Source organism: Pseudomonas sp. SLFW (genome assembly GCF_009905615.1).
GTDB lineage: Bacteria > Pseudomonadota > Gammaproteobacteria > Pseudomonadales > Pseudomonadaceae > Aquipseudomonas > Aquipseudomonas bambusae.
In genome coordinates this window covers 1-10977 of sequence record NZ_JAAAKW010000044.1, presented here as the reverse complement: position 1 = coordinate 10977, position 10977 = coordinate 1, and the positions used below count along the sequence as shown (strand labels likewise).

The 10977-nt window shown below is 60.1% G+C and carries 10 protein-coding genes; 7 read left to right on the top strand and 3 right to left on the bottom strand.

The window, feature by feature from the left end; all coding sequences use genetic code 11:
- The 3 genes from GVN17_RS29360 to GVN17_RS29350 all read right to left on the bottom strand — a co-directional run.
- Window positions 1–374, bottom strand: a 374-nt coding sequence (locus GVN17_RS29360; RefSeq protein WP_371928646.1) for a pyridoxal-phosphate dependent enzyme, incomplete at its 3' end; no start/stop codon positions are given.
- Between the two features lie 665 nt (window positions 375–1039).
- On the bottom strand, window positions 1040–2080 hold the full coding sequence (locus GVN17_RS29355) for an AraC family transcriptional regulator (protein ID WP_166598770.1): 1041 nt from the start codon (window positions 2078–2080) through the stop codon (window positions 1040–1042).
- A 3-nt stretch (window positions 2081–2083) separates the two neighbouring features.
- Window positions 2084–3235, bottom strand: coding sequence for a carbon-nitrogen hydrolase family protein (locus GVN17_RS29350; protein ID WP_166598769.1), 1152 nt, complete (start codon window positions 3233–3235; stop codon window positions 2084–2086).
- A gap of 322 nt (window positions 3236–3557) precedes the next feature.
- Here GVN17_RS29350 and GVN17_RS29345 point away from each other — a divergent pair, with 322 nt between their 5' ends.
- The 7 genes from GVN17_RS29345 to GVN17_RS29315 form a co-directional block, all read left to right on the top strand.
- A complete protein-coding gene (locus tag GVN17_RS29345) occupies window positions 3558–5024 on the top strand; it encodes an NAD-dependent succinate-semialdehyde dehydrogenase (RefSeq protein WP_166598768.1) in 1467 nt (488 codons plus the stop codon).
- Window positions 5025–5041: 17 nt separating this feature from the next.
- Entirely contained in the window at window positions 5042–6448 is a 1407-nt protein-coding gene (locus GVN17_RS29340) for an aminotransferase (protein ID WP_166598767.1), read from the top strand.
- A gap of 174 nt (window positions 6449–6622) precedes the next feature.
- On the top strand, window positions 6623–7093 hold the full coding sequence (locus GVN17_RS29335) for an Lrp/AsnC family transcriptional regulator (RefSeq protein ID WP_166598766.1): 471 nt from the start codon (window positions 6623–6625) through the stop codon (window positions 7091–7093).
- Window positions 7094–7319: 226 nt separating this feature from the next.
- Complete coding sequence (locus GVN17_RS29330) at window positions 7320–8351, top strand: succinylglutamate desuccinylase/aspartoacylase family protein (RefSeq protein ID WP_166598765.1); 1032 nt, start codon at window positions 7320–7322, stop codon at window positions 8349–8351.
- A 13-nt stretch (window positions 8352–8364) separates the two neighbouring features.
- A complete protein-coding gene (locus GVN17_RS29325; RefSeq protein ID WP_178115771.1) occupies window positions 8365–9546 on the top strand; it encodes a Xaa-Pro peptidase family protein in 1182 nt (393 codons plus the stop codon).
- Between the two features lie 68 nt (window positions 9547–9614).
- Window positions 9615–10448: a transporter substrate-binding domain-containing protein gene (locus GVN17_RS29320; protein ID WP_166598764.1), complete on the top strand. Its 834-nt coding sequence runs from the start codon at window positions 9615–9617 to the stop codon at window positions 10446–10448.
- A gap of 34 nt (window positions 10449–10482) precedes the next feature.
- A partial coding sequence (locus GVN17_RS29315; protein WP_166598763.1) for an ABC transporter permease subunit occupies window positions 10483–10977 on the top strand: 495 nt, incomplete at its 3' end.

Here is a 10977-nt window from a genome sequence, read left to right as displayed (position 1 = left end):
GAACGCACGCCCTCGACTTTGATTTCCGGGGTGGTTTTCGGCATCACGATCGTGGCCGACACACCCAGTGTTTTCGCAGCCAGCGCCAGGCCTTGTGCATGGTTGCCCGCCGACGCCGTGACCACGCCCCGCGCCAGTTCTTCCGCGCTCAGCTGCGCCAGCTTGTTGTAGGCGCCGCGAATCTTGAAGGAGAACACCGGTTGCAAATCTTCCCGCTTGAGCAAGACCGTGTTGCCGAGCCGTTCGGACAGCTGTCGAGCGCCGTGTAGCGGGGTTTCGATGGCGACGTCGTAGACGCGGGAGGTGAGGATTTTGCGGGCGTAGTGGTTCAGCAGGTCGCCGCTGACTGAGCTGTGGGCAAGCGTCGAGGTCATCGTGTCGTCCTCGTCGTGGGAACGGCGATGATCAGGCGTGCGGAATGAGCGGCGAGGGAAGGGCGGATGATGAGCATGTCTGACTCCTGGTTCGAGGTTCGGGGCCCAGGGAGACAGAAAGAAAAAACCCGCCTCCAAGGGCGGGTTCGGTGCAAACGTCGGCTAACCCGCCATGACTGTAATGGCGGTAATAATTCGTTGGCCGAGGCGTTGCTGAGTGAGGTTCATGGCCCGAAGACTATGGCGAGCCGGTTCTCGTCGTCAAGCGCAATCGGGTGCCCTGTCGCCGCACGGTTGATCAGAGGCCAGCGGCAGAGAATGTTTCCTGACCACTTGCGCGGTTTTTTCCGCTGAGCTACAAATTCCGTTAGCTGGCTACGGACCCCGCCCCAGAGCGCTGACAAGGATGCGTCGGTCAATTGCACTGCATCCCCTTCGTCGATTGTTCAAAAAGCCTTCATGGTTCGTTCATGAGGGCACTTTAGGGTGAAGGACGTGGTCAGTGGAATCAGTCGCTGAAACGACGACAAAACGCCGAAACGCAAAGACCAGCCATGAGGGCATGAGTGATGGACGATTATCAGGAAGAGTTGTTGGAATATCAGGCTTACGAGCTTGACCCGCTGGAACCCGCAGACGACGCGACTGAGCTGTAAGCGAGTCTGTCAGGCCGAATGACGCTGGCTACGGCGGAACTCCCCGGGAGTCTGTCCGTTCCACCGTTTGAAGGCGCGTTGAAAGGCTTCGGCCGATGCAAACCCCAGTAAATAGGCGATTTCACCAAAGGCCAGCTCCGTGTCGCGGATGTAGGTCATCGCCAGATCCCGACGTGTGTCATTGAGCACGGCGCGAAAGCGCGTTCCTTCGTCTGCCAGCCGGCGACGCAGGGTCCAGGTCGGCAGTTTCAACCGGGCAGCCACTTCTTCCAGGTCCGGTTCCCTCCCACCATTGAGCAAAGGTCCCAGCAACTGAGTGATCCGTTCACGCAGGGTGCGGGTGCGCGTGCGTTGTTCCAGCTCGCGTTCACACAAATGCAGCAGGTGCCGCCAGGTGCTCGGCACATGGTCGGGATTGCGCAGCCCCAGGGTCCGCTGGTTCAGGCGCAGCTGATTGAGGCCCGCGCCGAACGCCACGGGTTGCTCGCTCAACACGGCATAGTCCGGGGCATAGCCTGGTGCATCGAATTCGATCTCGGCGCGCTCGGCGAGAATCGGCGTACCGGCCAGCGTCGACAGCTGGTGCAGCCACCCGCTGAGGATCGAATCGACCACGAAGCGGTTGTAATCGTTGTACGGGCTGATGGAGTAAAACCGCAGCCACGCGCCTTCGCTGTCTTCGTGGAAACTCGACTGCCCCCGGTAATTGGAGGCGTACAGCGCTTCGAAACGAATGAGGGTGCGCGCCGCTTCCCGCACCGTTGGCGCCTGAGCGGCCGTGACCCCGGCCAGCCCCGCCAGACTCAAACGGCTCAACTGCCCCATCCTCAGGCCCAGCCCCGGCATCCCGCTCAATTGAATGGCCGCGTGACCCAGACGCATGTAGCGCGGAATCGACAGGCGCGCATCGGCTTCGCCCAGCCGCGCCGCGTCCAGACCGTATTGGTCGAGCAAGGGTTGCGGGTCATGACCGGTGCTGCGCACGGCATCGCCCAGGTTATGGACGAAGCCGACCGACAGATCCCCCAGACGTACTCGCGGCGCGTTCATCAATCACAACCAGAGGTTGATCAGGCGCGCCCCGTGGCCGGGCTTGGCCCCCTTGGGCGCGGCGCTGATGGAGCGTTCGGCAACGCTTTGTCCGCCGCGTGTCGCGAAGCTGTGACCGGCGCTGCCCTGATCCCAGAACTGCCCGCGCATGAACACGCTGATGCCCGCTTTGGCGGTGCTGATCGGCGTCAGGGACAAGCGTTGCCACGCTTCGCCTTCGGTCAATGCTTTAGGGCCCAGGTCCAGGCGGCTCATCAGCGTGGGATGTTTATCGCTGCGCCATGGCTGGGACCAACTGCCATTGCCCGCGACGAACGCAGGCACGGCGATCAGCTCGGCCCCGCTTGCGTTCAATCGTGCATAGTTGTCCGGGTACCAGCTGTCGCTGCCGATCAGCGTGGCGAGCCGACCGGCCGAGGTGTCGATGATGTTCAGCGGCGCGTCCTTGCCCGAGCGGATGTAGCCGCGCTGATACCAGGACGGGAACAGTTGGCGCTGAGGCTGGCCGATGGGCAGGCCGTCACGGCCGAACACCACGCTGCTGTTGTAGAGCGCACCTTTGCCCGCCCGCAATTGGCCGTCGCGCACTTCTGGACCCGGCAGCACGATAGAACCCGCCACCAGCGTCACACCGAACTCCTTGGCCAGCCCGCCGAACACGGTCTGGTAATCCTGCGCCATGCTGCGCGATTTCATGCGCAGGTGCGCGTCGTCCACCCGGCTTTCCCCACGGGCGTGCAACAGCGCGTCGAGGAACAGCAGCGGGTTGCTGAACGCCAGCCAGTTCATGGCTTCTTCGATGGTCATGGCCTGGTAGAACTGCGATTTCTCATCGACCGCGAACAGCCACGTGCCGATGTGCTCCGGCAGGACAACGATGGTCTTGTCGTTGATCAGGCCGTGCTCCCGCGCCTGTTGCAGGTACGCCGCCAGTTTGCGATGCAGCCGCTTGACGCTGGAATAGTCCGAAGGAAACAGCTCGGGCTGAATGCCAAGTAGATTGCCGCGATCACCGGGTTCACCGTCGTTGATCACCAGCTGAATGCGCAAATCGGTGAGGTAATGGCCGACATGGCGCTTATGTGTCCAAAGGCCATAGCTGGTGAGAAGAATCGCCAGCACGATGGCGGCGAGGGTGCCAAGAACTTTGCGCATGGAGGGGGACGTGAGGGCCTCAGGAAGCAATTGCCGCGTGGGTGAATGGCCTCAAGGCTACGGGAAAACGGCGTCTGACCGAAGCGATTTAAGTGCGAGAGCGTCTTTTTCGTGAAGCCCTTCGCCGGTGCAGCGCGTAGCGATACGGCCGCAAACCTGCGTCAAAACGCGTCCTCCTCAGGGCTAAAACGGAGGATGCAGAAAAACGGCGTGGTCAGCGGGATAACGCAGTAACACTGCGTCGGCGTGAAGGGTTTCGACGTTTTTGCGTCAGTTGGCGGCCCTAAGCTTTCGCACACAGACACAACGTTAGACGACTGCCATGACCGATATCGTTAAAGACGCACTGAACCGCCTCGCTCGAAAGGATTTGCTGGAGCTTCGAGCCTATATAAACGGAGAGTGGGTCGATGCCGACGCCAAACTTGCCGTAACCGACCCCGCTACGGGGGCGACCATCACACAGGTTGCCCATTGCGCGCCGATTTGGGCCGACCGCGCTGTCGAAGCCGCCAGTGCGGCGCTTCCTGCCTGGAGCGGATTGCTGCCGGTGCAGCGTGGGCTGATCTTGCGCAAGTGGGCGACGCTGATGCGCGAACACGCTCAGGACCTGGCAGTCATTATGACAGCCGAGCAGGGCAAGCCGCTGGCGGAGTCCGTGGGTGAAATCTCGTACGGCGCGGCGTTTCTCGACTGGTTCGCGGCAGAAGGCGAGCGTTGCTACGGCGAAACCATCCCGAGCCATTTGCCGGGCAGCCAGTTGCTGACCAAGTTGCAGCCCATCGGCGTGACGGTCGCGATTACCCCCTGGAACTTTCCGAGCGCGATGATCACCCGCAAGGCCGGGGCCGCACTCGCGGCAGGCTGCACGATGATCGTCAAGCCCGCGCCTGAAACGCCGCTGTCGGCGTTGGCCCTTGCGAAACTGGCGGAAGAGGCGGGGATGCCAGCAGGGGTGTTCCAGGTGCTGACCGGCGATGCCGTCGCTCAATCCGCGCGCCTGCTTCAGTTCCCCGAGGTGCGCGCGTTCAGTTTCACCGGCTCGACCGAGGTCGGAAAAATCCTGCTCAAGACTTCCAGCGACACCGTGAAACGCGTGTCCCTCGAACTGGGTGGTCATGCGCCGTTCATCGTGTTCGAAGACGCGTCGGTCGAGGACGCGGTCGCCGCTTGCCTCAACGCGAAATTTGCCACCTCGGGTCAGGATTGCCTGGCGGCCAACCGCGTCTACGTTCATCGCAGCCTTTACGCGTCATTCGTGAGCACGCTGGCGGCGGGGGTGAAAAAACTGAAGGTGGGTCATGGTCTGGAGCCGGGTGTGGACATTGGCCCGATGACCCGCAGATCCGTCGCGGTGAAGTGCCAGGCACAGATCCTCAACGCTGTCTCGCTGGGCGCGAAGCTATTGGTGGGCGGGGCTGACATCAACGGCAATTTTGTGCAGCCGACGCTGCTGGCCGACGCCACGGATGACATGGACATTGCCCGCGATGAGACCTTCGGGCCGGTCGCTGCGGTGTTCGTGTTTGACACCGAAGAAGAAGTGCTGCAACGCGCCAACGATTCCGAATTCGCGCTGGCCGCCTATGTTTACACCAACGATTTGCGCCGTGCGCTGCGCCTGTCCGACCGCTTGCAATACGGCATGGTGGCGATCAATACGCCGAAGTTTACCGGTGCGCCCATTCCGTTCGGAGGCTGGAAACAGTCGGGGTTGGGCAGGGAAGGGTCGAAGCACGGCCTGGAAGAATACATGGAAATCAAATACGTCTGTTTTGGCAACCTGTGAGAGAGAAGGAGAACGACATGAATAAGACAGAGCACGATACCGTCGCTGCCCAGGACCGCAATTCCGTGCTGCACCCCTTCACCAACCTGAAGGATTTTGCCAGCGGCAAGCTGGGTGACCCGACCATTATCGAAACCGGTAAAGGCATTCGCATCACCGATTCGACCGGGCGCGAGTACATCGACGGGTTTGCCGGCCTGTACTGCATGAACATCGGCTATGGCCGTGACGAAGTGGCCGAGGCCATTTCCCGTCAGGCGCACAAGCTGGCTTATTACCACAGCTACGCCGCGCACACGACGGACGAACTGGCGAGCCTGTCTGATCGTTTGGTGAAGATGGCGCCGGGCAAGATGAGCAAGGTGTTCTATGGCACATCGGGGTCCGACGCCAACGAAACCAACGCCAAGCTGGTCTGGTATTACAACAACCTGCGCGGTCTGCCGAAGAAGAAAAAAATCATCACCCGTGATCGCGGTTACCACGGCTGCTCGGTGATGTCCGGCTCCCTGACCGGCATGAACTTCTACCACGATCACATGGACCTGCCGATCTCCGGCATCTTGCGCACGGGCGTCCCTCATCAGTATTGGGACGCTCAGCCGGGTGAAACCGAGCTGCAATTCTCAGCCCGTCGTGCCCGTGAACTCGAAGAGCTGATCCTGCGCGAAGACCCGGACACCATCGGCGGTTTCATCGCCGAACCCGTGCTCGGCACTGGCGGTATCACGCCGCCACCGGCCGGTTATTGGGAAGCGATTCAGCCGATCCTGCAGAAGTACGACATTCTGCTGATCGCTGACGAGGTGATCACCGCGTTCGGCCGCACCGGCGCCATGTTCGGCTGCGAAAAATACGGCATCACGCCTGACCTGATCACCGTCGCCAAAGGCCTGACCTCGGCTTACATGCCGCTGTCCGCGGCCATTGTCGGCGAGAAGGTCTACAAGGTCATGGAAGAGGGCGCGGACCGTGTCGGCGCGTTCTCCCACGGCTACACCTATTCCGGCCACCCGATTGCAGTGGCAGCGGCGAACGCAGTGCTGGACATCGTCGAGCGTGAAGACATTCCGGGCAATGCGAACCGTGTAGGTGCGTACCTGCAAAGCAGCCTGCACGAAGTCTTCGACAACCTGCCGATCGTGGGTGAAGTGCGCGGTGTGGGCCTGATGGCTGCGATTGAATTCGTCGCCGATCCGGCCACCAAAAAACGTTTCGACCCGGCCCTGAAAGTCGGCGCGCGGATCTCCAAGGCTGCCCGCGACCTGAACCTGATCGCGCGAGCGATGCCCCACGGCGAAATCCTGGGCTTCGCACCGCCGCTGACCACCACCGAGAAGGAAGTGGATCAGATCGTGGACATCGCGCGCCAAGCGGTTAACAAAGTGATGGACGAGCTGGCGAAGGAAGGCGCATTGCGCTGATCATCGCGCATCGCTCATGAAGAAGGCCGGTTTCGTACCGGCCTTTTTTTGTGGTCGCTTATTGGGGGCTGCCAGACAGGGTCGTGCGTTGCTGGCGGTCGATCCGTGTGAGAGCATCCGACCCCGCTGCCATTCACTCTTCAACGTCATCGTGTTGCCCTTAGGAGAAAGCCAATGTTTGTTCTCGACCGGATAGACGTCAACATTCTGGGTGCAATGCAGAAGAACAACCGGATCACGTCCGAGGAATTGGGCAACTTGGTCGGGTTGTCCGCCACCGCGTGCCAGCGACGTTTGAAGACGCTGCGCAAGGAAGGGGTGATCGAAGGTGACGTGTCCATCGTGTCGCCCAAAGCCGTGGGGCGGAACGTGTTCATGCTGGTGCTGGTGACCCTGGAAAGGGAACGTTCCGACATCATCGACCGCTTCAAAAAATCCATCCGTAATACGCCGGAAGTGATGACAGGGTATTACGTCACGGGCGATTCGGATTTCGTCCTGGTGATCACCGCCAAGAACATGGAAGACTACGAACAGTTCACCCGCCGGTTCTTCTACGAGAACTCGGACATCAAGAGCTTCAAGACGCTGGTGGTCATGGACCGGGTGAAAGCCGGGTTCGAATTGCCGATTGATCTGGATTGATCCCTTCTTGACCCCCCACAACGAATTGCGACGTCGGAAGGTTTTCTGATGTCCCTTTTTGCCGCTGATCTGAACCGCAGATAACGCAGTTTTTCCTCGTTTCTATCCGATTTTGTACGGATTTCATCTCTGGACGATTGTTTATCGTCGGATATGGTTTGGGGGAATCGCTATGATTTGTCTCACGTAAGGGTTCAAAGAGACGACGGCAAGTGGGGTGGGACGCATGAACAAGAAGAGCAAAGGTCGGCTGACCATCGATTGGGAACTGACAGGGCGTCAGTTCGGAAGTCTGAATTTCCCCTGGTCCCGAAACGAATCCGCATGGGGCAGCCTGCAGATTCCGGTGATCGTCATCCAGAACGGCGAGGGACCGTTCGTGTTGTTGACCGGGGGCAATCATGGCGATGAATACGAAGGGCCTCTGGCGTTATCCAACCTGGCGCGAGCCATCGACGTGCAGCGGGTCACCGGCACGATCTGCATCGTTCCCGCCCTCAATTACCCCGCGCTGAAAGCCGGCACTCGCCTGTCACCCATCGACGGTTTGAACATGAACCGCGCGTTTCGCGGCAGGGCGGAAGGGACGATCACCGAACAGATCGCCCATTTCGTCGAGGCCGAATTGATCAGCCGCGCCGACGCCGTGCTGGATATTCACGCAGGCGGCCGGACCATGTTCTTCCAGCCTTTCGCGGTCTCTCATCAGTTGCCCGATAAAGCGCAGACCTTGCGTGCCCGGGAGGCGCTCATCGCCTTCGGCGCACCCATCGGCCTGATTCTGGAAGAGCTGGACAACGAAGGCATGCTCGACACCGCCGTGGAAGAAAAGGGCAAGCTGTTCATCTCCACCGAGTTGGGCGGCGGCGGTTCGACCACTGCTGCGACGGTCAAACTCGCGCAGGACGGTGCCCATAACTTCCTTGTGCACACTGGGGTTTATGACACGGCGCCAAAGCCCGCTGCCTCGCCGGTGGTCATCATGCAAAACGAGGCCGACGGCTACGTGAGCGCACAGAACAGCGGCTTCATCGAATTCACCCGCGAGTTGGGCGAAGCAGTGGAAGCCGGTCAGGTGATTGCCCGCATTCATGACTTCGAACAGCTGGACAAGGAGCCGCTGGCCGTGACCGCACCCGTTACCGGCACGCTGCTGGGCCGTCATTTCGGTGGGTACATCGCCAAGGGAGATTTCCTGGCGATGTTCGCCAGCCCCGAAGCCTGTCACGCGACGCCCTGCACCCAAAAATTTCAATAAGACGAGGTGGATCATGAGTGACCCGTTTTTCACAGACGCCGAATACGCGAGCCGTCTGCAAAAGGTAAAGCATCGAATGGCGGAGGCGTCCGTCGACCTGCTGTTGGTGGCGGATGCCAACAACATCTTCTGGCTGACCGGCGCGGCGGACTGGTCGTTCTACACGCCGCAGTTCGTGATCGTCAGTTTGCAGGACAGCAAGCCGGTGTGGATTGGCCGTGCCATGGACGCCCCCGGTGCCACGTTGACCACCTGGATGGGCAACGACCACGTCATCGGTTACCCCGAAGATTACGTAATGCGCCGGGACATTCACCCCAGCGATTACATCGGTGAATTTGTCGCCAAACGCTGGCCGAGTGCGCGACGCATCGGTTACGAGTCCGACAGCTATTTCTTCTCGCCACGCTCGCTGAACAGCCTGATCGCCAAACTGCCGAACGGCGTGTTCGTGGACTGCGATCTGCTCGTCAACCGCGCACGGGTGGTGAAGAGCGAGACCGAGATTCAGTACCACCGCGAAGCCGCCATCATCGTTCAAGGCGCCATGCACGTCGCTCAGGACATGATCCAGCCGGGCGTTCGTCAGTCCGACGTCATCGCGGAAATCTACAAAGCCCAGATCGCGCCGGACGCGCCGTTTGGCGGCGACATCACCGCCCTGTGCCCGATCATTCTGGCGGGCGAGAAAGCCTCTGCCGCGCACCCGGCATGGACCGATGAGAAGTTCATCGACAACCAGACCGTGGCCATAGAACTGGCCGGCGCTCGCCGCCACTACACCACCGGCCTTGCGCGCACACTGCACTTGGGGTCGAACCCGCCTGACGAACTGACCCACACCGCTGCGGCGGTCGAGGAAGGCATGAGCGAAGTGCTGGCGATGGTCAAGACCGGGGTCAGTGGCGCGGACATTCACGCCAGTTGGCAGCAGGTGCTGAACCGCTACGGGCTGCGCAAGGACAGCCGCATCGGTTACTCGATCGGGATCGGCCTGCCACCGGATTGGGGCGAGCACGTCATCAGCCTGCGTCCGGGCGAGCACGAGCCGATCGAGACGAACACCACGCTGCACATCATCCTCGGCATGTGGATGAAGGGCTGGGGCATGGAAACGTCGGAAACCATTGTTGTGCAGCCACAGGGTTATGAGTGCCTGACCCAGTTCCCGCGCAGCGTCAACATCAAGCGTTAATACCTTAAGTTGTCGATGGCGGCCCTGCATAGGGGCCGCACTCTAATAATAAAAGTGTGGAGAGTGCCATGAAAACAATCTCAAGCATGGTGTGTGCGTTCGCCTGCGTTTTGGGTATGACCGCAACTAACGTTAATGCGGCGGCTGAAACGTCGCTTCAAAAGAACACATTGTCGGTGGGCGCGGATTTGAACTACCCGCCTTACGATTATTTCGTGGATGGCAAACCGGCGGGGTTTGATCCATCGTTATTGGCGCTGTTGGCCAAGAAGATGAATGTTGAACTCACGTTCTCGGACACGCGTTTCGCCAGTTTATTGTTGGGCCTTAAATCCAATCGCTTCGACCTGGCATCGGCAGGTATGTACGTCACGCCTGAGCGGGCACAACAGATCAACTTTCTGCCGTACATGAAAACCGGTGTGTCGTTCGTGGTGCTGAAAGGTAGCGCGAATCAACCCATGACACCGGCCGATCTGTGCGGCTTGCGAGTGAGCAGTATCCAGGGCGCGGCGTGGATTCCCAAGCTCACCGAGTTTTCGAAAACCGGCTGCGTGGATCAGGGCAAGGCGCCGATCAAGTTGTCCGAGTTCCCGTCCTCGGCGGAAGCGGTGCAGACGCTCTTCGCCAAGACCGCAGACGTTCAGACCGAAGACGCGGCTGTCGCAGCGGTGGCCGTCAAGAACACGTCCGGACGCATCGAAATCAGTTCGAAGGAAATCCTCTACCCGGTCGTGGGCGGTTACGGCCTTCGCAACGACAACCAAGTGTTGTTGGCCGCGATGACCAAAGCCCTTCAAGCCATCAAGGATTCGGGCGAATACGCGGCGCTGTTAAAGGAATACAACTTGGGTGAGCCCTCTAAGGAAGAGATAGCGGCTGCCATGGGCACCGCCAACTAAGACCTACTGTTATTACAATAAAAAGGTGGCTCAAGTGGAATTTGACGTGCGCTATGCGATCAGTCTTCTGTGGAATCGCGAGTTTTGGAGCGCCACACTGCTGGTCGTTGAACTCAGTATGCTGGCCTGGTTATCCGGCATTGTCTTTGGCTTCTTTCTGGCGTTGGGCAAGTCGTCAAAAATCGTCTGGGTGAAACAACTGTGCAGCGGTTATATCTGGTTCTTCCGCAGTTTGCCGCTGCTGGTGTTGTTGATTCTGATCTATAACCTGCCGCAAGTGTTTCCTGAAACGGGGGCCGTGCTGTCCAACCCGTTTCTGGCGGGCTTGATCGGGATGGTGTTGAACGAATCGGCGTACATCGCTGAAATCCATCGCAGCGGGCTGGTGGCGATTCCCAAGGGGCAGGGCGAAGCGGGCAGGTCGCTGGGGCTGGGACGACTGGCGCTGCAAAGCCGGATCATCATTCCCCAGACCATTCGGGTGACGCTGCCTGCGCTGGCGAACGAGTACGTCAATATCGTCAAGCTC

Coding starts and splice junctions, on each gene's coding strand:
- GVN17_RS29355 (WP_166598770.1), bottom strand. CDS start 2,080: ATGAACGCGCCGCGAGTACGTCTGGGGGATCTGTCGGTCGGCTTCGTC.
- GVN17_RS29350 (WP_166598769.1), bottom strand. CDS start 3,235: ATGCGCAAAGTTCTTGGCACCCTCGCCGCCATCGTGCTGGCGATTCTT.
- GVN17_RS29345 (WP_166598768.1), top strand. CDS start 3,558: ATGACCGATATCGTTAAAGACGCACTGAACCGCCTCGCTCGAAAGGAT.
- GVN17_RS29340 (WP_166598767.1), top strand. CDS start 5,042: ATGAATAAGACAGAGCACGATACCGTCGCTGCCCAGGACCGCAATTCC.
- GVN17_RS29335 (WP_166598766.1), top strand. CDS start 6,623: ATGTTTGTTCTCGACCGGATAGACGTCAACATTCTGGGTGCAATGCAG.
- GVN17_RS29330 (WP_166598765.1), top strand. CDS start 7,320: ATGAACAAGAAGAGCAAAGGTCGGCTGACCATCGATTGGGAACTGACA.
- GVN17_RS29325 (WP_178115771.1), top strand. CDS start 8,365: ATGAGTGACCCGTTTTTCACAGACGCCGAATACGCGAGCCGTCTGCAA.
- GVN17_RS29320 (WP_166598764.1), top strand. CDS start 9,615: ATGAAAACAATCTCAAGCATGGTGTGTGCGTTCGCCTGCGTTTTGGGT.